The following is a 26,524-nucleotide window of genomic DNA, read 5'->3' as shown; positions in this document are numbered from 1 at the left end:
AACTTCCCGTACTTGGAGTATTTGATGTCTCAGCCATTTGATTACCGCAGCGTTGCAAAACAAGTTTTGGAAACCGAAGTTGCAGGTCTCACTCAATTAGACCAATATTTTAATGATGATTTTTGTAAAGCTTGCGACCTTATCCTGAACAACAAAGGCAAAGTCGTTGTGATGGGCATGGGTAAATCAGGCCACATTGGCAACAAAATCGCAGCAACATTGGCAAGTACCGGGACATCGGCTTTCTTTGTTCACCCAGGCGAAGCGGCGCATGGCGACTTAGGCATGATCGAACCTGGTGATATTGTGATTGCAATATCCAACTCCGGCGAATCGGGAGAAATCCTCAGCCTATTTCCTGTGTTAAAGCGTCTGAGCATCAAGATCATCAGCATGACAGGCAAGCCAGCATCAAACATGGCAACCCTGTCTGATATCCATTTACAAATTTCTGTGCCGAAAGAAGCGTGCCCGCTAGGTTTAGCACCAACAACCAGCACAACAGCTACCTTAGTAATGGGTGATGCATTAGCCGTTGCACTTTTGCAGGCTCGAGGCTTCACCGCTCAAGACTTTGCCCTGTCTCATCCTGGTGGCGCTTTAGGTCGTCAGCTGCTGTTGAAGCTCGACGACATCATGCACACAGGCGATTCACTTCCTGTTGTAGCACCCGACGCACTAGTAAGAGACGCTCTACTAGAGATATCTCAGAAAGGCTTAGGCATGACAGCAATCGTTGGTGAAGATGGCCAAATGGCCGGTATTTTTACCGATGGTGATTTACGCCGTATCTTAGACAAACGCGTTGATATCCATAACACGCAGATCGGTGATGTGATGACGCTAAACCCGACGGTAGCCGAGCCAAACATGCTCGCGGTTGAGGGCTTAAACTTGATGCAAGCGAAGAGCATCAATGGCCTGATGTTATGCCAAGAAGGTAAATTAGTCGGAGCGTTAAACATGCATGACTTACTGAAAGCAGGAGTAATGTAATGACACAGACAGTCGAAACTCTATACGGCACTGTTAATTCAGATGTATTTGCAATTGCAAAAGAGATCAAACTGCTGATTTGCGATGTCGATGGTGTCTTCTCTGATGGTCGCATCTACATGGGCAACAACGGTGAAGAGCTGAAAACCTTCCACACTCGTGACGGTTACGGTATCAAATCACTGATGAACGCAGGCATTGAAATCGCGATCATCACGGGTCGCAAATCTCAAATTGTTGAGAATCGTATGACCGCTCTAGGCATTAAGCTGATTTATCAAGGTCAAGACGATAAAGTTAAGGCATACCAAGATATTTGCGATAAGCTTTCTGTAAACCCTGAAAATACAGGTTACATCGGAGACGATCTGATTGACTGGCCTGTAATGGAAAAAGTTGGCTTGAAGGTCTGTGTGGCAGATGGGCACCCGCTACTTGCAAAGCGTGCAAACTACGTGACAACCATTAACGGTGGTCATGGCGCGGTACGTGAAGTCTGTGACCTTATTTTACAAGCAAGAAATGAACTCGACGTGCATAAAGGTTTAAGCATATGAGTTTTACTCGTATTATCTATTTAATACTCATATTTATTGCCTCTTGGTCGACCTATTACTTGTACGACAAAGAGCAAACATCAACGATACAAGTGGCTCCAAATTTGGAGCTGCCCGCGTTTAGTGGCAAAAGCCTGAACAACATTAGCTACGACGAAAGCGGTATTCGCAGCTATCAGGTTGAATCGACGTATTTAGAACACTACTCAGTAGTTGGCGATACGCACTTTCAAAACCCAGTTCTTTCGGTATTCCGTGAAGGGCACACGATTGAATGGCAAGTCACCGCTGATCGCGCGATTATGGATGAGAATCAAGTTGTCACGTTTTATGACAACGTCGTGGCAAAGAACCTGTTGCCAGAAGCCAGCTTCGATACAATGACCACAGATAAAATGGTTGTTGAGCTGCCTAGCCGAGATTTTTATTCAGAGACTCCGGTCCATATGATCGGTACATTTTTTGAAACTGAGGGACAAGCAATGAAAGGTAACTTCGGTACCAACAATGCAACCCTCTTTAATTCTGTTCAAGGTAGATATGAAACTCTTACACCTTAGTTTATTCGCTTTGACCCTTGCGGCACCTAATGTCTATGCTCTGTCTTCGGATAGTGAGCAACCTGTCTACATTGACTCAGACAGCCAGCAATTGGATATGAAAAGTAACCAAGTGACTTTCCTTGGTGATGTGAACCTTAAACAAGGCAGCATCAATATCAATGCCGATAAGGTTATTGTTACTCGTAACGCCGTAAACGGTGAGATTGAAGAAATTCAAGGCTTCGGTAAGCCAGCAACCTTCTCTCAGCTTACTGACGACGGTAAGACACTCTACGGTGAAGCTGACGACCTGCACTACCAGCTTGTTGCCGACCGACTGATCATGACTAAGAATGCGATGTTATCTCAAGATGGCAGCATCATTCGCGGTTCTAAGATCACTTACCAGATCGGTTCTCAGAAATTAGTCGCTGACAGTGGTGAAAACAAACGAGTGTCAACGGTTTTACAACCAACGGAAGTGAATAAGTAACGATGGCTGTTCTTAAAGCAAAAAACCTAGCGAAAACCTACAGTAAACGTAAGGTTGTTACCGATGTAAGCTTACAGGTAGAGTCAGGCCAGATCGTCGGTCTGCTTGGGCCTAACGGTGCAGGTAAAACCACATCTTTCTATATGATTGTTGGTTTGGTGGCGCGTGATGAAGGTACCATCAGCATTGATGACCGAGACATCAGTATCTTACCAATGCACAGCCGCTCTCGTCTTGGTATCGGTTACCTGCCTCAAGAAGCATCGATTTTCCGTAAGTTGTCCGTAGAGAACAACATCATGGCGGTTTTACAAACCCGTGATGAAATGACCAACGAACAACGCCAAGATAAGCTGGAAGACCTGCTAGAAGAGTTCCACATCCAACATATCCGCACCAGCAATGGTATGGCTCTGTCGGGTGGTGAGCGTCGTCGTGTAGAGATTGCTCGTGCACTAGCAGCAAACCCGCAGTTCATTCTATTGGATGAACCATTCGCCGGTGTTGACCCGATCTCAGTAATCGATATCAAAAAAATCATTGTTCACCTGCGTGATCGCGGCTTGGGCGTTTTGATTACCGACCACAACGTTCGTGAAACATTAGACGTGTGTGAAAAAGCTTACATCGTAAGCCAAGGACACCTGATCGCTGAGGGTACTCCTGAAGATGTTCTCAATAACGAACAAGTTAAACAAGTTTATCTAGGCGAACAATTCCGTCTATGATTATATAGAGAGTATCGAGAGTTCTAAGAATAATAACTAGGTAAGTCACACTGAATGAAACCCTCATTACAACTTAAGCTAGGCCAACAGTTAGCAATGACTCCTCAATTGCAGCAAGCGATTCGTTTGTTGCAATTGTCTACTTTAGATTTGCAGCAAGAGATTCAAGAAGCACTTGAATCTAACCCACTACTCGATGTCGAAGAAGGCAATGAAGATACGCCAACATCGGAAGAAAAACCTAGCAGTGACGAAAAAGAAACTGTTGAAGCCACAGAGCAAGACTTACCTGATAGCTCAGACTTAATCGAAAAATCAGAGATTGGCAACGAACTAGAAATCGACACAACTTGGGAAGACGTCTACAGCGCGAACACCGGTAACACGGGTATTGCGATTGATGACGACATGCCGGTTTATCAAGGCGAAACCACTCAAAGCCTGCACGATTACCTACTTTGGCAACTCGACTTAACGCCATTCACTGACACCGACCGAAGCATCGCTTTTGCATTAATCGATGCCATCGACGACTACGGCTACCTCACTGTAACTTGTGAAGACATCCTTGAAAACTTCGACAATGAAGAGATCGAGCTTGATGAAATTGAAGCGGTACGTAAACGAATTCAGCAGTTTGATCCGCTAGGTGTCGGTTCAGTCAACCTGCAAGATTGCTTGTTACTGCAACTGGCAACCTTTCCCCAAGATACGCCTTGGCTTAACGAAGCTAAGTTAGTACTTACTAGCCATATCGACCAACTCGGCAATCGCGATTACAAACTGGTTATCAAAGAGACCAAGTTGAAAGAAGCAGAACTACGTGAAGTTTTGCAACTGATTCAACAGCTGGACCCTCGTCCTGGCAGTAAGATTACTCCGGATGAAACTGAGTATGTGGTTCCAGATGTATCTGTCTTCAAAGACCTTGGCAAATGGTTAGTGACCATTAACCCTGATAGCGTGCCTAAGTTGAAAGTGAATCAGCAGTACGCTGATCTGGGCAGTAAAGGCAACAGCGCCGACAATCAATACATCCGCTCAAATTTGCAAGAAGCAAAGTGGTTAATTAAAAGCCTAGAGAGCCGAAATGAGACGCTACTCAAAGTTGCGCGATGCATTGTTGAACATCAGCGTGATTTCTTCGAACATGGCGAAGAAGCGATGAAGCCAATGGTTCTTAATGATGTTGCGTTAGCTGTTGATATGCATGAATCCACGATCTCTCGTGTGACGACTCAAAAATTCATGCATACGCCACGTGGCATCTTCGAGCTCAAATACTTTTTCTCAAGCCATGTCAGCACTGACAATGGCGGTGAATGTTCATCTACAGCAATTCGCGCACTCATCAAGAAGCTTGTCGCAGCGGAAAATACCGCGAAGCCTCTAAGTGATAGTAAGATTGCTGCTTTACTGGCTGACCAAGGAATTCAGGTAGCTAGACGTACCATAGCGAAATACCGTGAGTCTCTGGGCATTGCCCCATCGAGTCAGCGTAAACGCCTGCTATAAGCTCATTTAGTCGCTAGTTACTTAGCAACTATGATCAGGCAACCAACTGAAAAGGAAAGTCTATGCAAATCAATATTCAAGGCCATCACGTTGATCTTACCGATTCAATGCAAGACTATGTTCACACCAAATTCGACAAACTTGAGCGCTTCTTTGATCATATCAATAGCGTTCAGGTTGTTTTAAAAGTTGAGAAAATCAATCAAATCGCAGAAGCTACCCTGCATATAAATCAGGGGGAAATCCATGCGACAGCAACAGATGAAAGCATGTATGCCGCGATTGATTCATTGGTTGATAAACTCGTCCGCCAACTCAACAAGCACAAAGAAAAGCTAAGTAGTCACTAACATGCAATTAAGCGAAGTACTTTCATTGGACTGCACCAAAAGTGCAGTCCAATGCACAAGCAAAAAAAGAGCCCTTGAGCTCATCAGCCAGATAGCAGCTGAGAGCTGCGGTCAAGATTCAACAGAGCTATTTGAGTGTATGTTGAGCCGTGAGAAGATGGGCAGTACCGGTATTGGTAATGGTATCGCGATTCCCCATGCTCGTATGAATGTCAGTGATAAAGCGATAGCTGTATTACTGCAATGCCAAGATCCTATCGAATTTGATGCGATTGATAATCGTCCTGTCGACCTACTATTTGCCCTGCTTGTTCCTAGCGAACAATGCAAAGAGCATCTAAAAACCCTTTCTTGTATGGCAGAACGACTAAACGACAAGCAGACTCTTAAACAGCTGCGTAATGCTCAGAGCGATCAAGAGCTTTACGACATCATGATTCAAGTGCCAACTTGCGAGCAATAACATGCGATTAATCGTGGTTAGTGGCCAATCAGGGGCCGGTAAAAGTGTTGCGTTACGAGTCCTAGAAGACTTGGGGTATTACTGTGTCGATAATCTACCAGTAAACCTGCTCAACAACTTTGTCGAATCGGTACGCGAAAGCAACCAAAACGTTGCGGTAAGTATTGATATACGTAACCTACCGAAAGAGCCTCAGTTAGTCACCGACACGCTCGAGCAACTCGAGTCAGCTACAAACATCGATGTTGATGTATTGTTCCTCGATGCCAGCAAGCAGACACTCCTTAAGCGCTACAGCGAAACCCGCAGAATCCACCCTTTATCAATTGGCCAAGAAAAGCTATCTCTTGAGCAAGCGATTGATTTAGAGAAGACACTTCTGACACCTCTCGCAGAGCACGCCAGCATTGTGATCGACAGCAGTGACTGCAACCTCTACGAATTGAGTGAAAAGGTTCGATTTAAAGTTGAAGGCAAAGAGAAGCAAGAGCTGATCATCGTCTTTCAATCTTTCGGTTTTAAGTATGGCTTGCCAAGTGATGCCGACTACGTGTTTGATGTTCGCTTTTTGCCGAACCCTCACTGGGAACCTGCACTACGACCACTAACCGGGCTAGATGCACCAATTCACTCCTTTCTAGAAGAACACTCAGAAGTTCTGGAACTCAAGCAACAGATCCAAGGCTTTGTTGAACAGTGGTTACCAATGTTAGAGAAGAACAATCGCAGTTACCTAACGGTCGCGATTGGCTGTACTGGCGGCAAACACCGCTCGGTTTATCTAACCCAGAAAATTGGTGAGTACTTTGAGCAACTTGGCCATCAAGTTCAAATCAGACACGCCTCCCTAGAGAAGCACCAACAGGGCTAACCATGGAATTAACTCGAACTGTACTGATCCAAAATCGCTTGGGTCTTCACGCTAGAGCAGCCGTAAAGTTGGTTGAGCTTGCACAAAGCTTTGATGCAACCATCACTATCCATAGCGAAGAAGATAAAACAGCAACAGCAGACAGCGTAATGGGGTTACTTATGCTGGAATCAGCCCAAGGGCAACATATTACGATTCAAGCTGCAGGTACCGATTCACAGCAAGCACTGGATGCCGTCTGTCATCTCATTGAAGACAAGTTTGATGAGGGTGAGTAGCGAAAACGCTTCACTCACAACGCCTAAGACTCAAACAACGAACCAACCAATATTAAATCTTAGTTCTATCTAAGTTTATGATTTAAATAAGCCCCAGAATTAAGTTACTATTCCAACCATTGTTAGAATAATGAGATAGGAGGAAAATATGGCAGAGCAATTAGAATTCGACCAAGCTCACCAAACCCTCCAAGAAGTCAGCGAAGCCCTAGAAAACGGCCGATTTGTTCACGTACGCCGACAACTTCAGGACATGGAGCCTGAAGATATTGCACACCTTTTAGAAGCCTCCCCTCGCAAAAGTCGTGACGTACTCTGGCAACTCACCGATCCTGAAGACTACGGTGAAATTCTTGATGAACTAAACGAAGACGTCAAAGATGCTCTTGTGTCGAAAATGGCACCTGAGACCTTGGCAGAAGCAACCGAAGGTATGGAAACCGATGACGTCGCGTACGTACTTCGAAGCCTACCCGACGATGTTTCTCGCGAAGTCCTTTCTCAAATGGACTCCGTCGATCGTGCATTAGTTGAAACTGCCCTGTCGTACCCTGAAGATTCAGCGGGTGCGATCATGAACACCGACGTAATCACGATTCGTGGTGATGTCGATGTTGACGTTGTATTGCGCTACATGCGTATGCGTGGCGAACTGCCGGATGCAACTGATGCTCTGTATGTTATTGATGAAGAAGAACGTCTTATCGGTAACCTATCACTTACCACGCTAGTAACGACTCAACCTGATGTCCCTGTTTCAGAAGTGATGGATGATGCCGACGAAGCGATCGCGGTAGAAACCAGTGCGTCAGATATCGCGAGCCTGTTTGAACGTCGTAACTGGGTTTCTGCGCCTGTCATCGATAGTAACCAGCACCTTGTTGGTCGTATCACCATCGATGACGTGGTTGATGTTATCCGTGAAGATGCCGAACACTCAATGATGAGTATGGCGGGTATGGACGATGACGAAGATACCTTCGCACCGGTCGTAAAATCTGCTCGTCGTCGTAGTGTCTGGCTTGGTGCTAACGTACTCGCAGCACTGGCGGCAGCATCTGTATCAAACATGTTTGAAGCAACGCTCGATCAAATGGCAGCGATTGCGGTTCTGATGACTATCGTGCCTTCGATGGGGGGTGTTGCGGGTAACCAAACCGTTGCTCTGGTGATTCGTGGTTTGGCACTCGGTCATATCGGTGACAGTAACAAACGCGAACTGCTACTCAAAGAGGCAGCCATCGGCTTCCTAAACGGCGTTCTATGGGCCGTTATCATTGGTGGTATCGTTGTAGCTTGGAAAGGTAACTGGATACTGGGAGGCATCATCTCAGCGGCGATGATGACCAACTTGATTGTCGCAGGTATTGCTGGTGTAACTATCCCAGTGATGTTGAAGAAGATGAATATCGATCCAGCCCTTGCTGGCGGTATGGCACTGACCACAGTAACCGATGTTATTGGCCTATCGGTGTTCCTAGGCTTAGCGACCATACTGATCTAGTTAGCATAAGCAGTTAGCCAATTTTTGGCGAAATACAGAAAACAAAAAGGGAGCCACGGCTCCCTTTTTTAATTCATCAGATTCGCTTTAATTGAATTACTCACCCGCGACTTTCATCGACTCAAGCAGGATAGAACCCGTTTGAATTTGCGAACGTGTTTCTACGTCGTTACCCACAGCAACAATCTGAGTAAACATGTCTTTTAGGTTACCTGCGATTGTTACTTCTGATACTGGGTATTGGATCTCTCCGTTTTCAACCCAGAAACCTGCAGCGCCACGTGAATAATCACCCGTTACGGTGTTTACGCCTTGGCCCATCACTTCAGTGACTAGGAAGCCAGTACCCAACTCTTTTAGCATCTGCTCAAAGTTTTGACCGGTCGATTTAACGAACCAGTTATGAATACCACCAGCATGACCGGTTGGCGTCATATCCATCTTACGTGCGGCATAGCTCGTTAGTAGGTAAGTTGCTAGCACACCGTCAGTGATGATTTCACGATCTTGAGTGAACACACCTTCGCTATCGAATGGGCTTGAAGCCAAACCACGCAAGATATGTGGTCGCTCAGAAATGTTAAACCAGTCAGGTAGGATTTTCTGACCGAGATGATCCAATAGGAATGACGACTTGCGGTAAAGGTTACCGCCACTGATCGCCATAACAAGGTGACCAATCAAGCCAGTTGCCACATCATTAGCGAACATAATTGGGTACTGGCCTGTTGGTAGCTTTTTCGCATCCAAACGGCTAATGGTCTTTTCTGCAGCTTCTTGACCTACACGCTCAGGCGTCCACAGCTCGTCACGGTGACGTGCAACGGTGTAGCTGTAGTCACGTTCCATTTCACCATTAGCGCCTTGTCCAATCACGCAGCAGCTCGTGCTATGACGGCTTGAAGCGTAGCTGGCTAGTAAGCCATGACTGTTACCGTAAACCTTAACGCCATAGTGGCTATCGTAGCTTGCGCCATCACTCTGTTTGATCTTGTCGCTATAAGCTAACGCTTGCTTCTCAGCAGCAATCGCAATCTCAGCGGCATAGTCAGGGTTTGGTTCATCAGGGTGAAAAAGATCCAAGTCTGGAATTTCTTTTACCATGTATTCTTTTGCTGCAGGACCTGCAAATGGGTCTTCAGACGTGTACTGAGCGATATCAAGCGCAGCCGCGACTGTTTGAGCAATAGCCTTTTCACTCAGATCAGATGTAGATGCGCTGCCTTTTTTCTGGCCGCGATAAACAGTAATACCTAGCGCACCATCACTATTAAATTCAACGTTTTCCACTTCACACATACGTGTTGAAACACTTAAACCCGTTGACTTAGTAATAGCGACCTCAGCTGCGTCTGCACTCACTGATGCCATATCCAACGCTTTAGCTACTGCGGCTTCTAGCTCAACTCTTTGCTGGGCGACTTGCTGTTTTACATCCATATCTATTCTAATTTTTTAGGTCAATATTACGTAGGATAACAAGAATTTCGCTTTCTCCCCAAGATTCTTGCTAAAATAGGCAATATATTCGTTTGAGATAGTGACATAGGCAGAAAAGATGGCTCGCAAAAACCAAAAAGCCCCATGGGAACCAGAAGAAGAAATCATCTGGGTAAGTAAGACAGAAATGAAAACCGACATGGATGCCCTGCAAAAGCTGGGAGAAGAGCTTGTTGGTCTAAAGCCTTCTGTATTAGACAAATTTCCGCTGTCTGAAGATTTGGCACAAGCGATTAAAGATGCACAACGCTTTAAAAATGAAGCGAAGCGTCGTCAACTTCAATACATTGGTAAAGTAATGCGCAATGTCGATCCTGAGCCAATTCAAGCGGCTTTGGATAAAGTACGTAACAAACACTCACAAGCAACAGCTGAGCTACACAAGCTTGAGCAACTGCGTGATCGTGTTGTTGCTGAAGGTGATGCGGCTATTTCAGAAGTAATGGAAATGTACCCTGAAGCAGACCGTCAGCGTCTTCGTCAGCTAGCTCGCCAAGCTAACAAAGAGAAATCAGCGAACAAGCCAGCAAAGGCTTCTCGTGAAATCTTCCAAATCTTAAAAGAGCTAAAGCTAGAAGACTAATCGTTATCTCGCTTTACTCATAGGGTGAATAAAAGACCTAGCACATGCTAGGTCTTTTTGTTTTTGACGTACTCGATATCAAGAAGCACTCAATATCAATAAATACTCACAGGAGTGATGAGTCGTCACTCACCCGCTTTAACAAATGAGCTTAATTCTGTCTGTGGATGATCCGCCGTCAGTGCCTCTATCGAGTCTTCAACCAACACCTTACCTAGCGCCACAAACACAAACTTATTCGCGATACTGCGTGCGTCACCTAAATGGTGAGTCACCATCAAGACCGTAATATTTCGCTCTGCCGCTAATCGCTTCACTAAGCTAAGCATCTCTTCACGCAGCAAAGGATCAAGCGCAGAGAAAGGTTCATCAAGCAGCCAAATATCATGAGGTTGGACAAAACAACGCGCTAACGCAACACGCTGGCGTTGACCGCCGGATAAGTGCTCAGGCAACCTATCCAAATACTCAGCGACGCCAACTTGCGCTGCGGCTTGCTCCACAGCTTGCTTTTGGGTTGCAGTAAGCTTTAAACCTGGATGCAGACCTAAACCAATATTTTCTCGCACCGTAAGGTGAGCAAACAGGTTGTGCTCTTGAAACAACATCGCCAACGGACGCTGATGTGCTTCTTTACCAATAAGCGACTGCCCAGCCACTGATATCTCACCCGATGTAGGCTCGATGAAACCAGCAACTAGCGCCAACAGTGTAGACTTACCCGCACCACTCGGCCCCATAAGCGCAACAATATCGCCCTGCTCAGCTTGAAAATCAAAGCTAAACAACTCTCTGTGATAGTGGTAATCCACATCTTTCATCACTAACATCATCGGTTCCTTAATTCTTTAGCATCGAGCTTAGATCTTCGAGTAAATAAGAATTCTATTAAGCTAAAACTGCCGACACTCAGTAACAGTAAGCTCACAGAAACTACCGCCGCCGCTTCCATTTGATAGCTGCCTAACAATTGGAATAGATACAAAGGCAGAGTTCTAAAATCTTGGCTACCAAACAAAGCAATCGCGCTTAAGTCACCCATCGCCAACATAAAGCTAATCGAGAAGGCTTGCGCCATCGGCTTACGCAATGCTCGCCACTCCACTAACCTAAAACGCGTGAAACCTGTCATACCCAAGCTTGCACACACATACTGGTACTGCTGAGACAAATGCAGCATAGGTTGAGCTAGGGTTTTAATTACGTAAGGCAGCGCCATTAAGCTGTTGACGGCAATCACGATAAAGAAAGCTAAACTGAATACATCGGTGAATGAACGCAGTAATAAGAAGATACCCGTACTGATCACCAGCCCCGGAGTCACCAAGATAATAGTGCCAATCAGCTCGATTTTATCGGCTCGAAAATTCTTGTTCTGTAAACGCCATGCTCGGCTAGTCAGTAGTATGGCGATACCAATACCAACTGCGATAACACTTGCTAATGACGCGACTTTAACCGAGGTCATTAACGCCGCCCAAAACGGCTCGCTGCTGAGTACGGTTAATGCCTGCGAGTTAATTCCACTGACGATAACCATAGCTAATGGCGGCAATACCAGCATTGAGACTATGATGATCCAAAAGCTATCCCAAGCTTTTGACCACCAGCTGTCCTTAACCAAATATTTCTCTTCAGACAACTGACTGGCCGTCACTGAAATAGGTTTCGATAGCCGTTGAATGCTCACTGCTAGCACACCACACAGCAGCATTTGCCAAATCGCGAGCAAGGCACCAGCTTGAAGGTCAAAGTCAAATTTAATCGCCTGATAAATAGCGAGCTCGATAGTAGTTGATTTGGGTCCACCGCCTAACGCCATCACGGTAGCAAAGCTGGTAAAACACAACATGAAGACTAAGCCACACACATGTGGCAATTGCTGTCTTAAGCGAGGCCATTCAACCCATCTGAATTTGTTCCAATGACTCATACCCAAGTGAGCACAAAGCTTGTGTTGCTCGGCAGGCACGGTATCTAACGCTTGCAGAAGTAAGCGACTGGCATAAGGCAAGTTGAAGAAAACGTGCGCCAGCAAAATACCATTCAATCCGTATATGGAAAATGGCAATTCAATATCGAAGTTCGCCAAAAACTTAGCTAACCAACCACTATTGCCATAGATCGCAAGTAAGCCAAATACACCCACTAACACTGGCAGGACTAAGGTCGACGCGAACAGCCTTAACAACAAAGCGCGTCCAAAAAATTGTCTACGACACAGCGCATGAGCAATAGGTATAGCAAAGCCAACACTCAGCACCGTTGAGAGTGTCGCCTGATAAAAACTGAATTTCGTTACATGCCAATAGTAGGGATCGGACCATACTTGGCTGATATCAAGAGAAGGGGCATTGCTAAGCAATGCCCCAACTGCTGAAACCACGAAGGCGGTAATGAGTATCGCAACCCAGATACCTACCTTAGGTGTTTTCTTTATCATAGATTGATTTTTTACCGTAAATGGTTCGCTCAGTTAACATCGAACAAACCTTTAAATACAGAAAGTTAGAAAGCTAATTTTTTAAAAGAAAATTAAAAAGTAAGTGCACTCTGCCATTCACGAATCCATGGCTTACGCTTAGCTGCAATTTCTTCGGGTGTAAAGCTTAGCGCTTTCTGAGGAACCGTAAGTTGCTCGAACCCTTTTGGAAGCTCAATATCGGTCACTGGGTACATCCAGTTACCTGTTGGCATCGCCGATTGGAATTCATCACTTAGGATAAACGCCATAAACTCATCAGCAAGTTTCTCGTTCTTACTGCCTTTAACTTTAGCGGCCACTTCCACTTGAGTGTAATGCCCTTCTTCGAAGCTTGCTGCTGCATACTTAGAATCGCTTTCAGCAATAATGTGGTAAGCAGGAGACGTTGTGTAAGACAACACTAAATCCGACTCGCCTTCTAGGAACATAGAGTAAGCTTCAGACCAGCCTTTGGTTACAGTCACTGTTTTCTGAGCAAGCTTCTTCCATGCTGCTGTCGCTTCATCACCGTATACTGATTTCATCCAAAGCATCATGCCTTGGCCTGGTGTTGATGTACGTGGATCTTGGTAGATGACCTTAAGATCATCACGCTGCTCAACCAGTTCTTTCAAGCTCTTCGGCGGGTTTTCCAGTTTCTCTTTATTGTAAACAAAAGCAAAGTAGCCAAAGTCATAGGGTACAAAAGTGCTGTCGTTCCAACCATTAGGAAGCGTTACCGATGACGTATCAACATTATGCTCAGCCAATAAGCCCGTCGCTTTCGCTTCAGCCATTAGGTTGTTGTCTAGGCCTAATACGATGTCAGCTTTGCTGTTGCCGCCTTCGAGACGCAAGCGGTTAAGAATAGACACGCCATCTTCAAGCGCGACAAAGTTCACATCACAACCACACTTCTCTTCGAATGCTTTTTCAACGGCAGGACGAGGGCCCCAATCCGCAGCAAAAGAGTCATAGGTGTATACAGTCAAAGTGTTGTCTGCAGCAAAGGCAGAAAAAGAAATAGCTGTAGTAACAGCAAGGGTAGTTAATGTGAATTTCACTGGACGCTCTCCATGGTCTGAGCGGCACAGGTTTGAGGGAGGAGAACGGTAGAGGTTGTTCCTAACTCAATTCCTACGCCAGCATTATCTGGTTCAGGTTTACGGGTCCCAAGCACCTGCTTGATCTCAGCTCGCATTCATTATTTGAATGGTTCGCTCCCCGATGAGTGTTCAGAATTGTAATTTGATTTTTAACAATAAGCTATCAAGTTTGGATCAATTACGTTGATCGTAACCCCAACGTGGCACTAAACCTTGTTCGATACCAAGGTGATCTAGAATACGCGCCACCATAAAGTCGACCAGTTCTTCAATTGACTTAGGTTGATGATAAAAACCCGGGGCTGCAGGCATGATCGTCACGCCCATGGTCGAAAGCTTATGCATGTTCTCTAGATGAAGCGTCGAAAATGGCGTCTCACGAACCACCAACAACAGCTGTCCTCGCTCTTTCATGACTACGTCTGCTGCTCGCTCAATCAGGTTATCCGACAATCCATGTGCAATCGAAGCCAAGCTTCCCGCGGAACATGGGCAAACGACCATCTGCTTCGGTGCAGCTGAACCAGAGGCAACCGGCGAGAACCAATCATCTTTGCCACACACCACCAGCTTTTCAGGGTCGCAGCCAAGATGTTTAACCAAAGCTTGTTTCGCCGCATCTGGCCCAGCAGGTAACTTAAGTTCATGCTCGGTCGCCAATACCACTCGCGCTGCCGATGAAATCAGCAAGTAGACCTGATAGTCGGCTGCCAAAAGGCATTCAAGTAAACGCAGGCCATAAGGCGCACCAGATGCGCCAGTGAAAGCAAGGGTTATCGCTTTATCGTGTTTTGTCATGTTCTCAATTACTTCAAATTATAAGGTCGTGGATGCCGTTAGCCTTTGAGTGCCAATCCATCCAACAGTTTTTGATGAATGCCACCAAAGCCACCATTACTCATTACCAAAATTTGGTCGCCAGCTTGTGCCTCTGAGACAATTTTAGCAACGAATGCATCCATGTCATCACTCACGTGTGCCGGTTGGTGACAAGCGTCTGCAACATCTTGAACTGACCAATCAATGTTATCCGGTTGGAATAAGTAGGTAGAATCCGCCTGCTTCAACGAATCAGCCAGTATTTCTTTGTGCACACCACGTTTCATGGTGGCAGAACGAGGCTCTAAAACGGCAATGATTTTCTTAGTGTCGACCTTATTACGTAATCCCCCGAGCGTAAGTTCAATCGCCGTTGGATGATGAGCAAAATCGTCATAAACAGACACACCTGCCACCTCGCCTTTAAACTCCAAACGGCGCTTAGTATTAATAAAGGTAGCTAGTGATTCACAAGCAAGGTCAGGTGTCACGCCCACATGACGTGCAGCTGCAATCGCCATCAAAGCATTATTTACGTTGTGGTCGCCCACTAAATCCCAATTTACGGTTCCAACACATTCATTTTGGAAGTAAACCTCAAATTGAGAGCCATCTTTGACCAGTTTCTTGGCATCCCAGTCGCCTTGCTCGCCACTCGATTCAGTTTCACTCCAGCAACCGCGAGCTAGAACATCTTCAATAGCGCTGTCTTGCTTAGGTGAGAAAATGCGACCATTGCTTGGCACAGTACGCACCAAATGATGAAATTGTCGCTTAATCGCTTCAAGATCGTCAAAGATGTCCGCATGATCAAACTCTAGGTTATTCATCACTAAGGTTCTTGGGTGGTAATGAACGAACTTAGATCGTTTATCGAAAAAAGCACTGTCGTATTCGTCGGCTTCTACCACGAAGAACATGCTTTCACCAAGGCGAGCAGAGATACCAAAGTTACCCAACACTCCGCCAACTAAGAAGCCCGGTGCATAGCCACAGTCTTCCAAGATCCAAGCCAACATGCTTGATGTCGTGGTCTTACCGTGCGTTCCCGATACCGCTAACACCCAACGGTCATGCAGTAAGAACTCTTGCAACCACTGAGGACCAGAGGTGTATCTAAGGTTGTTATCCAACACATACTCAACACACGGATTACCGCGGCTCATTGCGTTACCGATAACCACGAGATCTGGCCTTGGTTCTAATTGGCTAGGGTCGAACCCTTCAATAATTTCAATCCCTTGTGATTCCAACAAGGTGCTCATTGGTGGGTAAACATTCGCGTCACTACCCGTAACCTTGTGACCTAATTGACGAGCCAATACCGCAGCACCACCCATGAAGGTGCCACAAATTCCTAAGATATGAATATGCATAAATTGCTTCCAAACGCTTGGCTAAATAAACAGTGCCTAATTAAAACGGCTTGCACTCATTATCATTAAATGGCGATTAAAAGCGAGCGGCAATGCAAAACAAATTGAGTCGACATAGTAAGTGAGATCTGTGTCGCTTAGTTCATTACCATTAAAAAGATCTAACCTTTAGAATTTAGGTAAGCGTCTAGATGAATAAAGCCCACTCAAGAGGCCGAATCTACAGTGCTCAAATCCCCCCTAATATTGAGAGAAGTTTAAGGAAATAACATGTCTGAGATGCGCACCCTTGGTGAGTTCATTGTTGAGAAACAGAGTGACTTCCCCCATGCAAGCGGTGATCTATCATCCCTTTTGTCGTCTATTCGACTTGCTGCAAAAATTGTTAACCGTGAGATCAACAAGGCTGGCCTAGTCGACATCACTGGCGCTGTTGGTACAGACAACGTGCAAGGTGAAGAGCAGCAAAAGCTAGACCTTTACGCGAACGACAAATTTAAAGCGGCTCTAGAAGCCCGTGACCAAGTTTGTGGTGTTGCAAGTGAAGAAGAAGACGAAGCTGTCGCCTTCAATAAAGAGCTCAACAAAAACGCAAAATACGTTGTACTGATGGATCCACTAGATGGCTCATCAAACATCGATGTAAATGTATCGGTTGGTACAATTTTCTCTATCTACCGTCGAGTATCACCGATCGGTACACCACCAACACAAGAAGATTTCTTACAGCCCGGACACAAGCAAGTAGCCGCGGGTTACGTGATTTACGGTTCTTCAACCATGCTTGTATACACAACTGGTGCTGGCGTAAATGGTTTCACCTACGATCCATCTCTGGGTACTTTCTGTCTATCTCATGAAAACATGATGATTCCAGACGAAGGCAAGATCTACTCGATCAACGAAGGTAACTACATCCGCTTCCCAACCGGTGTTAAGAAGTACATCAAATACTGTCAGGAAAGCGAGCCAAGCGATAACCGCCCTTACACGTCACGTTACATTGGTTCTCTTGTGTCTGATTTCCACCGTAACTTGCTAAAAGGCGGCATCTACTTATACCCAAGTACAGAGAGCCACCCTCAAGGTAAATTGCGTTTGCTTTATGAATGCAACCCTATTGCTTTCCTTATGGAGCAAGCTGGCGGTATTGCATCAGACGGTGCACAGCGTATCATGGATATCAAACCAACTGAGCTACACCAACGTGTGCCTTTCTTCGTTGGTTCAACAAAAATGGTACGTAAAGTAGAAGAGTTTCTTGAGCTGAACCCTGAGTAACCCTCTCATTTCATTCTCAAACTAACGCTATTAAAAAGCCAGCACCTCAGTGCTGGCTTTTTGTTGTCTCGTAAGGTGATTAACTAGTTAGGAATCATTGTTCCGCTGACACCAGTTACCCGAAAGTATTTCTTTATTAGCTGTTAGATCAAGCTGATACAAATATACCCATGCTAATCCAAATATAGTCTCTATTTGCTCGCGACGATACTCAACAGGAACATCTTCTAGCCGATCGAGCGACTCTAAAATTTCGTCGTTAATGATATAGACCTCACCAGCGACACTTTTCTTTCCCAAAATCATCGCCGGATAGGCACCTAAATCAAAAAGTGCGTATTCCTTAGGTGTATCAAACTGCCCTAATAAATCGCAGCCCTGCAAATAATGGTGATTGGACTGACCTTGCCTCAAGGTTCCATAGACAAAAACAAGATGCTGCATATGCCCTCCCATACGGCTCTACTCGAACTCAAATTGATAGAGAAGATCCACAGCACTGTCTAGGCCAGAAACAGCTTCAACATAGAGATCCTGCATCAATCTATAACGAACGGTAAACTCACCTAACGAGTTAAAGATACCCACACCATACTTCACCTGTAAGCCAGGCAGGATGTAACCACTTACCGTCACTTGAGAGTCATCGCCAGAGCCTGCAGTATCCAGTTGCAAGTCCTTTACACCAAAGGCTTCACCGATTTCACCAACAACCTTACCACTCTTCGCTAAACTCAAACCGATTAAAGTCGTTGTCATCGAACCGCTCGACTCACCGTCGATATCTTGGCCACGCAAAATATAAGACAGTGCGTTCGCTTGTGGCATCGCTGGGTCAGAATAAATCTCGATGGTAGGCTCTGTCGCAGGGCCAGTCACTCGAATACCAGCGGTCACGTCATCCTGAGTATTATCAGGATTACGAATCGCGTTGATGGCTACGTATGGCTGATCCGGTGGTCCATTCATTAGGATCTTACCCTCTTCGATCAAGAGGTCTTGCCCGAATGATTGATAAGTACCATCGACGATGTTCACTTCACCTGTAATAAATGGACCTTGGTCTTTTTGAGCCACGTTGAGCTTACCGACCAAATCACCTTCAAGACCGAAGGCAGACAGTTTAAAGTCATCACCAATGGAGATATTAATGTTGGTCATCACATTGAATGGAATCGTATCTTCGTTTTCTGGCTCTAGATCTTTATTCAAAATAACCTGATCAGAAGAGACGCCAACCGCTGACGGTGGTAAATCTTCAACAACAATTCGTCCCCATGGTAATGCAATATCACCGGTGATTTTCGCCAGATCTGGTGTGACATCAATAGTCATATCAGGTACGACCTTCACCTTAACCATCGGTGGGATATCAACCATCAACTCATCAGCGAAAACTCTAACGTTCGAATGCCATGCTTTAAGATCTTGCCAATCTCCGGTTCCCTCAATATCAAGGTGACCATCAGGTGTTTCGACATTCGCATCCAGTTTTGCACTATAACCATCAAAGTCGAGGTCGATGCGGCCATCTTTCACATCAACAGGCGTAACATCGCCTTTGACTTGAATACCATCAACAGAGAATTGACCAAAGACTTGAGGGTGCATCAGAGAGCCTTTAACTTGAAGATCACTCTCAAGGTCGGCTTTCAATAAGCTGTATTCACCTAGAATTGGTTGTAAGAAATCAAGATGGAACGTGGTCAGCTTAATTGCCGCATCGACCATTTTGTCTTCGGCAAGAATATCCGGTAACGACACCGTGCCAGACAGGTCACCATTGTCGGAAACATCCAACTTAAAATCGGCATCCAGTTTGTTGTCTTTCAGTTGGGCATTCAATGCAACGCTTTCCCAACCCAGTGTGATTGGCTCACCCACTTGTTGAACAACCTGACCTTTCGGCATATCAACGCTTACCGTGACTTCAGGCTCATCTTGTTCAGACCACTTTGCATGAGCAGTCGCATTGACTAAGCCCTGTAATTGCGTCTCTTTAGGCACAAAGGCTTTAATCTGCTCGAAATCGAATTGATTGATGGCTACCTTGGCCTCACCCGATTTTCCGGCACGAACGTCTTCATCCAAACACACGCTCGAACCCGATTGTTTCCAACAGTGAGCTTGAACATCGGCAAACTGTTTATCAACATCCGCATTTATCGCGACAGGTTGCTCTAACACCCAAGGACCTTGCTGAGTGGTGATTTTGACTCTGTCTAACGATCCATACCAAATAAGAGAAGGCTTTTGAATCAACTCTCCGGAAATAGCTAAGCTTGTAGACACGATGTCGGATATCACATCAAGTGTCACTGTGTGTTTCTTCTCACCACCACTCACCGTGAGATCAATGCTTTTTACGCTCTGATCTTGATAGGTTAGGTTGTTAGCTTTTAATTCAAGATCAGCTTGAGCTTCAGGCAATGGCAGAGGAACCACAGAACCATTAAGCGACAAGGATTCTAGTGTTGCTTCGTTATTCCAATCTACCTTATCCACATTTAGAGCGAGATCGACTTCAGGCTTTTTCGTTGGACCACTGAGCTGGATGTTACCAATCACTTTACCTTTCAAATCAGGGACGCTTTTTACAAGCTCAGGGAAGTGAATCTCAACACCCATGTCCCATTTCTTATCAAGCTCACCCTGAACCTTAATCGAGTTAACACCGTGAGCTAAGCTCAAACCACTGGTTTTCAGTTTTGGTTCACCGCTCGCGCTGCGATCCGACGCTGACAACTGACCTTCGATATCCAGAGGGTATTCTCGCAAGATCCCTTCAATATCCAATTTAGGCAGTTCAATCGCCCAGCCGCCCGCTTCAGTCAACTCACCTGAGGTGACGATGTTTCCACTAATGTTGCCCTCAGCTTCTGGCCACTGCAGACCCGGTTGAATATCTTTGAGTGTCACGTCAGCTTGCCAGTTAACGAGACTCTTCCAGTTCGCTTTAACGACACCGTTAAGCTCACCGCCTAGCGTGTTGAGCTTTAGACGCTCGAGAACAATTTGTTCCGTCGTGCCTTTACCCTGTAGATCGATGGCTAATTCAGGGATTTCCTTACCATCGGCTTCACCTTTAAGAAGAACATTAAAACCATCTAGTGAGCCATCAGCTTTAAATTGCTCAATTGTCGCTTGGTAATCGCTTTTTCCGGTAAGGGGCCACTGTGCTTGTCCGCCCTCTAAAAGAAGGTCAAATGGCAGAGTCGGTTCTAAGGGTTGAATATCCCCAGACAACTTTGCCTCAATCAGCTCAGAAAATTGGGAGTCTAGGTTTAGCTTAGCCACGCTGCCTTGTGCTTTCAGAGACAACTTCTGCCCAACAAGGTCGGTTTCTTTCACCAACGCATCCAAAGAAAGTTCTAGCGGGTAACCGCCCTTGAGCTCAACCTTCGTGGTTAGATTGGCGCTTGCTTGTGGCATATCGAGTTCGAGAGTTGAAACATCAACCGTGTGTTTGCCCGCGCGAGCTTCTAGCCCAAGGTGGTTAACAACGATTGGTGTTTCTTGTTCTAAGGTGAAACGGTTGAGGTCAAAACGCTCCAACACAACCTGCAGAGGAATCCAGACTTCCGGCAATTCGATAGCCGTTTTAACGGCAGCTTTTGGCTCAACCTTTTCTGCTTGCGGTTCTTCTGTCGACTCAGCGAGTTTAACCTTAAGATCATTGAATAAGGTTGGCGATACAGTTAGCTTTTCGCCCTGCATACTCAAAGCCGTAGAGAACAAGCTCCATTCAATTTCATGCCCTAAGATATTCAACTTGATATCAGACAAAGCGATACGGTTGATTACGATTGGCAACGGTGTTTTTACCGATGTTACGGGCGGAGTAGGTTCTGTTTCTTCTGTAGAGGCCGGAGGCAGTTCAGTAAATGCGAAGTCCAATCCTTGAATCGCTAAACGATCGACACACAACTTAGGGTCGAGCAGACAGCGAGGATTAATCGCCAAGTTCAGCTTTTGAACTTTGGTGTCTATATGCAGGCTGTCATCTTTAAACTGAACATTATTAAGCGTAAAGCTCGGGAACAGAGCCCCTTTAGTGCTTTCCACTTTAAGCTGTGGCAACGCTTTTTCAGCGCCCCACAACACAGTGTTCAACCCTGGATTGGTGAACAAAACAAAACCTAGCAAGGCTATCAACAACAGCAAAATAGACGTCAATGAGATCGACGTCCACTTGATGCACTTGCCCATCACTTTGATCATAATTCTGGCCCTAAACTAAAGTGTAACTGGAACTCATCACCTTTTTCTGCATCTAGACCCCAAGCAAAATCCAAACTCACTGGACCAACAGGCGACGCCCAACGAACCCCGACGCCGGTACCATGTTTCCATTCAGGTTTATCATTGAAGGCATCACCAATGTCGTAGAATGCTGCGCCCCACCAGTTTCCAACCAAGCGGTATTGGTATTCAAACGAGCTGGTTGCAATGAATTTGGCACCCGTTAGTGCGCCACTTTCATCTCGAGGAGAGATCGACTCATAACCATAACCACGAATGCTATTGTCACCACCAGCAAAGAATCTTAGGGAGGGAGATAGCTTATCAAACTCGTCGGCAAAGTTGCCGCCAAATTGAAGTCGAGTTAAGCCTCGGTGATTGTCGCCAATGCTTCGAATCCAAGCGGTTTGACCTTGAAAACGAACAACCTTAGCTTCAGATAACAAGGTATCATCACCCGCTTCAACCATAATGGTTTGTTTATCGCCCCACATCGGCATCGAACCGCCTCGCGTTCGAGTGCGTGAGAAAGAGATACCCGGCAGCACAAATTGCGCTAAATCATCCTGCAAACCTTGCTCATAGTTTTCGACCAAGTATCGAATGAAGACCGTGCGTTGCCAACCGTTATCCAGTCGCCAATATCTTTCTAGCGCTAAGTTTGACTCCAAACTCTTGGTATCACGATTATCCAAGTTTTTCATACCGTACTTAACTTGATAGTAGTCGTTCAGCACGTCATCCAGAGGGATTTTATAGGTAGCGGTAATTGTCTGTTCAGGTTTAGAAATCGACAGGCTGCTATTGAAGCTATGGCCTTGTTCATTAACCCAAGGTTTTTTCCACTTCAGAGTGCCTTTTACGCCAAGGTCGGTGGATACACCGATACCCGTTTCGATTTGGTTACGAGCTTGCGGAGCAAGGCTAACCTTCATCGGGATCTCTCGGCCTTCGCCTAACTGGCTTAAATCTGGTTCAACAAATACCGAGGAGAACCAATCCGTATTGGACAGGTTTTGGTTGTACTCACCGACTTTGGTGATTGAGTAAGGTTCGCCATCCTCAAATGGTTTAAGTGACTGCACCTTATCTTCTTCTATCTGGCTACCAGTAACCTGAGTAGTACCAAAGTGATAGCGGATACCACTGTTATAATGAAGACGAACATAAGCGCGGTTCAATTCAGGAGCGACTTCTAGCTTACTAAGATCATAAGCACCATCGAAGTAGCCTTTCGCTAAGCCAAGGTTGCGGATCGACGATTTCAAAGAGTCATAATTACCATGATTCAGAGTCGAACCTTTAGACAAGCTACTCTTCGCTATCAAGGCTAAAAAGTCTGGGTCATCCTTGGCTTCACCAGTTAGAACGATATCTGAAGTATAAATAACAACAGGCTCTCCCGGCTCAACCGTAACGGTCATTTCGGTATCATCTTCGGAGTGAGTAAATGTGATTTTAGGGTGGTAGTAGCCTAACGCATTCAGGGCTTCTTTAATCATAGATTCCAAGCGGGATTGGAATCTTAGTGAAACCGAATACTCTTCTTCAGGGATCGCACTCAGATAAGCATCAACATTATCCTCAAGCGCTCCATCTAGCCCTTTGATTTCAAGGGAAACGTCAGCGAAAGCGAGCGTCGATGACAATAGAGTGCCAATCAGAACTGGTAAAGTTTTTCTTATCATGTTTAATTGGTGAAGAAGTTATCAATACGTTAATAAGTGAAAAGAAATAATACCGCTAAATAGGCATTGAGTCTGTAATAAATCCTGGAATAACACGGTCTAATTTAAAGACTTATTCAATATTGACCAACAGTTAATATGAACCCACGTTAAATAAAAGCCAGCGCGGTAAACGTATGCGAAAAGGAATATAACATGCTAAACAAACAACAACTGGTTTCTGCAGCAACCGCACTACCGGGAAATGCTGACCCAATTCGAATCACTGAGCGCCATTTCGTCAATCAAACCGACCTGCTCGATGCACCCACGGGCTCTCAACAAGAAGTCCTGTTTGGTATGGGGTGCTTCTGGGGAGCTGAGCGTTTGTTTTGGCAATTGGATGGCGTTATTTCAACATCCGTTGGTTACGCTGGCGGATACACAGTTAATCCCACTTATGAACAAGTATGTACTGGGCAAACCGGCCATACCGAGGTCGTTCGTGTCATATTTGATAGTGAACAAACCTCTCTAGCTCGAATACTTGAAACCTTTTGGGAGCGTCATGACCCAACTCAAGGGATGCGCCAAGGCAACGATTTAGGGACTCAGTACCGTTCTGCGATTTACACCTTCAGTGAAGAACAACAATCTATCGCTGAGCACTCTAAACGTGAATATCAACGAGCAATGACTGAATCTTTAGGCAACGAGATCACGACGGAAGTTCTGCCTGCTGGAAAATATTTTTTCGCAGAAACCTACCACCAGCAATACCTAGCTAAAAATCCGAATGGGTATTGCGGGTTGGGTGGAACAGGTGTGTGCTTCCCTCCACAATAAAGTGCCGTTCGACATACCATCGTGAACGACACGCATTAAAAAAGGGCTTCCATCAGGAAGCCCTTTTCATTGTTAATCTATTCGGTGCAAGACAAATCGATAAAGCTCAGTTACACCGGCAACGCTGCAATGGTGCCGTTAACTTCTTTAAAAATAGTGAGCTTTTGTTTGTCTGAAACTTCAGGAAGTAGCACCTTGCCTTGGTCGAAGCGAAACTCTCCAACACCTTCAATAGCAAATTGGCCTTTGAACAGGACTTTAACGAAACGCGCCACCTGACGTGGACGGTAAGTAGAAAATTTTCTTAACATAATACAACCTCAATTCCATTTGAGTACTACAGTCACATACCTGAACAGCGTCGCTGTTCAAAGCACATTTAATCGCTAATTCCTTTAGCAAACAGCAAGATAATCTATTGTTCATCTTGATATTGATGCATTATACCTTTTGGTAACAAGCCTGCAACTTCTTTCTACGTCGTACGATAAAAAAGTTAAAGAGGCATTTTTCAAATTTCATATTATACTTCCTGTGCAAACCAATAAGCGGAACAAAAATATAATGAAAAACAAAACTCTACTGGCTTTTCTAGCCGCAGCCTCTCCACTCTTCGCCAATGCTCACAACCTATCAGTAGGCGCTACCCTGCCTGCCGTCGATGTGAGTAACTATGGTGAGATTGTTCTAAACGACGGAAATACTGGATATCAAGCTTGGGCAACCAATGATCTTCTAGGTAAAGTTCGCGTCGTTCAAGCTATCGCTGGCCGCAGCAGCTCTAAAGAGCTCAACGCACCACTGATGGCAGCCATTACCGCATCGAAATTCTCAGAAGACAGCTACCAAACCACCACTATCATCAACCAAGATGATGCGATTTGGGGTACTGGGTCTTTTGTTAAGTCCTCTGCCGAAAGCAGCAAAGAAGAATTTCCATGGTCTTCTATGGTCCTAGATGAAGACGGCGCCGTTGCGTCAACATGGGCTCTAAAAGAAGAAAGCTCAGCGATTATCGTTCAAGACAATCAAGGTAAAATCTTGTTTGTAAAAGAAGGTGCATTAAACGAATCAGAAGTCACTCAAGTCATTGAGTTGATTAAAGCGAGCCTTTAATAAGATATTCGCGTCTTTTTCGAGACCTAACCAAAGGATATTGTTATATTATAACAGTATCCTTTTTTTAATTCTGTGGTTAATCATCCTGATGTGGCAAAACACACCCAACAATGTGAAACGCAAAACAGGCTTCTTGCTTGGGCTTATGCTCATGTTAAGCGTGTTAGCCGCAACACACATTGTGGATATCGCACCAGAGCACCACACCTCACACCATTGTGAGCTGTTTTCGCTTAATCAGTTCATCACAGCGCACTCACTACCACAGATTCCAGAGTTCCATTCGGAATTTACTGTCGCTATCACAGAGTCAGTAACTTCACTACAGCGGCTATATTTCGCTTATTTGGCACGCTCACCTCCTGTAAATATCGCTTAATTACCACTACTTTTTAATTAACCTTTATTCAGGAAAAAACATGAAACCTACTTTTTTAGCCGTTGTTATCGGCATGACTGTCTCTACAAATGTTCTAGCTAACGAAGAATTCCGCTCTCATGATGCACACGTACATGGCCAAGTTGAAGTAAACATCGCGCAAGATGGGCAAGAATTGCTTGTTGAAGTAACAGCTCCAGGCGCAGATGTGGTTGGGTTTGAACATGCTCCAAAAACTGCAGAACAGAAGAAAGTGTTTGAACAGGCTATCGCACAATTAAACAAGCCAGAAGAGCTGTTTAGTTTTAACAATGCGAGTTGTACTCTGAAGTTCAAGTCAGTAGCAAACACCTTAGAAGGCGGTCATGACGACCATGAAGGCCATGACCATGCGGAACACGGTCATGGCGACCACAAAGACCATGATCACGCTGAACACGATCATGACGACCACAAAGACCATGGCCACGCTGAACACGATCATGATGACCACAAAGACCATGACCACGCTGAGCACGATCATGATGACCACGAAGGTCACGACCACCACGATCATGAAGGCCACGATCACTCAGAAGGTGGACACGGTGAGTTCACTGTTGAGTACCACTATGAATGTTCAGATGTTGCTAAGCTAGACACAGTTGGCACTCAGTGGTTCTCTAAGTTCAGCAACACTGAAAAAATGACGGTGAACCTACTAACAGACACAGCTCAAGTACAAGAAGTGCTTAACGCAGAGCGTATTAGTTTCCGATTCTAATCACTCCTAGATCGGATTAAACGTAAAATAAACAGCCAGGTAAGTCATCGCTTACTTGGCTGTTCAAATCGGTGTGTTCCTG

At 45.3% G+C, this 26,524-nt stretch carries 27 protein-coding genes and 1 riboswitch; of the genes, 17 read left to right on the top strand and 10 right to left on the bottom strand.

Translation table 11 applies throughout. From position 1 onward, the window contains the following. Positions 1-24: 24 nt before the first annotated feature. The 11 genes from kdsD (at position 25) to mgtE (ending at position 8,297) form a co-directional block, all read left to right on the top strand. Positions 25-996: an arabinose-5-phosphate isomerase KdsD gene (gene kdsD, locus AB4133_RS16730; RefSeq protein WP_372123713.1), complete on the top strand. Its 972-nt coding sequence runs from the start codon at positions 25-27 to the stop codon at positions 994-996. Next, positions 996-1,553 (top strand): 3-deoxy-manno-octulosonate-8-phosphatase KdsC, encoded by a 558-nt coding sequence (gene kdsC / locus AB4133_RS16725; protein WP_017058916.1) that lies wholly within the window; start codon positions 996-998, stop codon positions 1,551-1,553. Before kdsD ends, kdsC begins: the two co-directional genes overlap by 1 nt. Beyond that, positions 1,550-2,113, top strand: a complete 564-nt coding sequence (gene lptC / locus AB4133_RS16720) for an LPS export ABC transporter periplasmic protein LptC (RefSeq protein WP_004735306.1) — start codon at positions 1,550-1,552, stop codon at positions 2,111-2,113. Before kdsC ends, lptC begins: the two co-directional genes overlap by 4 nt. Further along, positions 2,094-2,588: a lipopolysaccharide transport periplasmic protein LptA gene (gene lptA, locus AB4133_RS16715; protein WP_017058914.1), complete on the top strand. Its 495-nt coding sequence runs from the start codon at positions 2,094-2,096 to the stop codon at positions 2,586-2,588. Before lptC ends, lptA begins: the two co-directional genes overlap by 20 nt. 2 nt (positions 2,589-2,590) lie before the next feature. Further along, entirely contained in the window at positions 2,591-3,316 is a 726-nt protein-coding gene (lptB, locus tag AB4133_RS16710; RefSeq protein WP_004735304.1) for an LPS export ABC transporter ATP-binding protein, read from the top strand. A gap of 54 nt (positions 3,317-3,370) precedes the next feature. After that, positions 3,371-4,831: an RNA polymerase factor sigma-54 gene (locus AB4133_RS16705; protein ID WP_017058913.1), complete on the top strand. Its 1,461-nt coding sequence runs from the start codon at positions 3,371-3,373 to the stop codon at positions 4,829-4,831. A gap of 62 nt (positions 4,832-4,893) precedes the next feature. Then, positions 4,894-5,181 (top strand): ribosome hibernation promoting factor, encoded by a 288-nt coding sequence (gene hpf, locus AB4133_RS16700; protein ID WP_009847742.1) that lies wholly within the window; start codon positions 4,894-4,896, stop codon positions 5,179-5,181. Between the two features lies 1 nt (position 5,182). After that, a complete protein-coding gene (ptsN, locus tag AB4133_RS16695; protein WP_004738707.1) occupies positions 5,183-5,644 on the top strand; it encodes a PTS IIA-like nitrogen regulatory protein PtsN in 462 nt (153 codons plus the stop codon). Position 5,645: 1 nt separating this feature from the next. Continuing rightward, entirely contained in the window at positions 5,646-6,515 is an 870-nt protein-coding gene (gene rapZ, locus AB4133_RS16690; protein ID WP_017063735.1) for an RNase adapter RapZ, read from the top strand. Between the two features lie 2 nt (positions 6,516-6,517). After that, a complete protein-coding gene (locus tag AB4133_RS16685) occupies positions 6,518-6,793 on the top strand; it encodes an HPr family phosphocarrier protein (protein ID WP_017066670.1) in 276 nt (91 codons plus the stop codon). 148 nt (positions 6,794-6,941) lie between these two features. Beyond that, complete coding sequence (mgtE, locus tag AB4133_RS16680) at positions 6,942-8,297, top strand: magnesium transporter (RefSeq protein ID WP_017058911.1); 1,356 nt, start codon at positions 6,942-6,944, stop codon at positions 8,295-8,297. 96 nt (positions 8,298-8,393) lie between these two features. On the opposite strand, the gene pmbA is transcribed toward mgtE, so the two are convergent. Next, positions 8,394-9,737: a metalloprotease PmbA gene (pmbA, locus tag AB4133_RS16675; protein WP_017058910.1), complete on the bottom strand. Its 1,344-nt coding sequence runs from the start codon at positions 9,735-9,737 to the stop codon at positions 8,394-8,396. Positions 9,738-9,855: 118 nt separating this feature from the next. Between pmbA and yjgA the strand changes: the two genes are divergently transcribed. Further along, positions 9,856-10,380 carry a ribosome biogenesis factor YjgA gene (gene yjgA, locus AB4133_RS16670; RefSeq protein ID WP_372225070.1) on the top strand — a complete coding sequence of 175 codons (525 nt, stop codon included), beginning with the start codon at positions 9,856-9,858 and terminating at the stop codon, positions 10,378-10,380. A 125-nt stretch (positions 10,381-10,505) separates the two neighbouring features. Here yjgA and thiQ read toward each other — a convergent pair whose 3' ends face one another. From thiQ to mpl, 5 genes are all read right to left on the bottom strand, one after another. Continuing rightward, positions 10,506-11,210, bottom strand: coding sequence for a thiamine ABC transporter ATP-binding protein (gene thiQ / locus AB4133_RS16665; protein WP_017071293.1), 705 nt, complete (start codon positions 11,208-11,210; stop codon positions 10,506-10,508). Further along, positions 11,210-12,823, bottom strand: coding sequence for a thiamine/thiamine pyrophosphate ABC transporter permease ThiP (gene thiP, locus AB4133_RS16660; RefSeq protein ID WP_017058907.1), 1,614 nt, complete (start codon positions 12,821-12,823; stop codon positions 11,210-11,212). The genes thiQ and thiP overlap by 1 nt, the downstream gene beginning before the upstream one ends. Before the next feature lie 92 nt (positions 12,824-12,915). After that, positions 12,916-13,908, bottom strand: coding sequence for a thiamine ABC transporter substrate binding subunit (gene thiB, locus AB4133_RS16655; RefSeq protein WP_372225067.1), 993 nt, complete (start codon positions 13,906-13,908; stop codon positions 12,916-12,918). A gap of 53 nt (positions 13,909-13,961) precedes the next feature. Beyond that, positions 13,962-14,081: riboswitch (TPP riboswitch) on the bottom strand. A 43-nt stretch (positions 14,082-14,124) separates the two neighbouring features. Beyond that, entirely contained in the window at positions 14,125-14,748 is a 624-nt protein-coding gene (locus AB4133_RS16650; protein WP_017058905.1) for a flavin prenyltransferase UbiX, read from the bottom strand. Positions 14,749-14,786: 38 nt separating this feature from the next. Beyond that, positions 14,787-16,145 carry a UDP-N-acetylmuramate:L-alanyl-gamma-D-glutamyl-meso-diaminopimelate ligase gene (mpl, locus tag AB4133_RS16645; RefSeq protein ID WP_065584318.1) on the bottom strand — a complete coding sequence of 453 codons (1,359 nt, stop codon included), beginning with the start codon at positions 16,143-16,145 and terminating at the stop codon, positions 14,787-14,789. A 270-nt stretch (positions 16,146-16,415) separates the two neighbouring features. Between mpl and fbp the strand changes: the two genes are divergently transcribed. Beyond that, a complete protein-coding gene (fbp, locus tag AB4133_RS16640) occupies positions 16,416-17,426 on the top strand; it encodes a class 1 fructose-bisphosphatase (RefSeq protein WP_008220458.1) in 1,011 nt (336 codons plus the stop codon). An 87-nt stretch (positions 17,427-17,513) separates the two neighbouring features. Here the strand turns inward: fbp and AB4133_RS16635 are convergent, their stop codons facing one another. From AB4133_RS16635 to AB4133_RS16625, 3 genes are read right to left on the bottom strand one after another with little or no spacing between them, the layout of a single operon-like run. Beyond that, positions 17,514-17,870, bottom strand: a complete 357-nt coding sequence (locus tag AB4133_RS16635) for a gamma-glutamylcyclotransferase (protein WP_017069403.1) — start codon at positions 17,868-17,870, stop codon at positions 17,514-17,516. Between the two features lie 18 nt (positions 17,871-17,888). Beyond that, the gene (locus tag AB4133_RS16630; protein WP_372225065.1) at positions 17,889-21,647 is read right to left on the bottom strand and encodes a translocation/assembly module TamB domain-containing protein; all 3,759 of its coding nucleotides are present in this window, start codon (positions 21,645-21,647) and stop codon (positions 17,889-17,891) included. Next, positions 21,644-23,356 carry an autotransporter assembly complex family protein gene (locus AB4133_RS16625; RefSeq protein WP_372056153.1) on the bottom strand — a complete coding sequence of 571 codons (1,713 nt, stop codon included), beginning with the start codon at positions 23,354-23,356 and terminating at the stop codon, positions 21,644-21,646. Before AB4133_RS16625 ends, AB4133_RS16630 begins: the two co-directional genes overlap by 4 nt. A 195-nt stretch (positions 23,357-23,551) precedes the next feature. Between AB4133_RS16625 and msrA the strand changes: the two genes are divergently transcribed. Then, complete coding sequence (msrA, locus tag AB4133_RS16620; protein WP_017058899.1) at positions 23,552-24,181, top strand: peptide-methionine (S)-S-oxide reductase MsrA; 630 nt, start codon at positions 23,552-23,554, stop codon at positions 24,179-24,181. Positions 24,182-24,291: 110 nt separating this feature from the next. Here msrA and AB4133_RS16615 read toward each other — a convergent pair whose 3' ends face one another. Further along, entirely contained in the window at positions 24,292-24,492 is a 201-nt protein-coding gene (locus AB4133_RS16615) for a DUF1107 family protein (protein ID WP_017058898.1), read from the bottom strand. Positions 24,493-24,745: 253 nt separating this feature from the next. Between AB4133_RS16615 and AB4133_RS16610 the strand changes: the two genes are divergently transcribed. From AB4133_RS16610 to AB4133_RS16600, 3 genes are all read left to right on the top strand, one after another. Further along, entirely contained in the window at positions 24,746-25,297 is a 552-nt protein-coding gene (locus AB4133_RS16610) for a YtfJ family protein (RefSeq protein WP_017058897.1), read from the top strand. A gap of 91 nt (positions 25,298-25,388) precedes the next feature. Further along, positions 25,389-25,679, top strand: coding sequence for a DUF2607 family protein (locus tag AB4133_RS16605; RefSeq protein ID WP_017063722.1), 291 nt, complete (start codon positions 25,389-25,391; stop codon positions 25,677-25,679). Positions 25,680-25,719: 40 nt separating this feature from the next. Next, the gene (locus AB4133_RS16600) at positions 25,720-26,442 is read left to right on the top strand and encodes a DUF2796 domain-containing protein (protein WP_372225062.1); all 723 of its coding nucleotides are present in this window, start codon (positions 25,720-25,722) and stop codon (positions 26,440-26,442) included. The last annotated feature ends 82 nt before the right edge of the window (positions 26,443-26,524 follow it).

Source organism: Vibrio sp. 10N.286.52.F8, from assembly GCF_041468745.1.
Taxonomy (GTDB): Bacteria; Pseudomonadota; Gammaproteobacteria; order Enterobacterales; family Vibrionaceae; genus Vibrio; species Vibrio crassostreae_C.
This window is presented reverse-complemented; position numbering and strand designations above follow the sequence as displayed.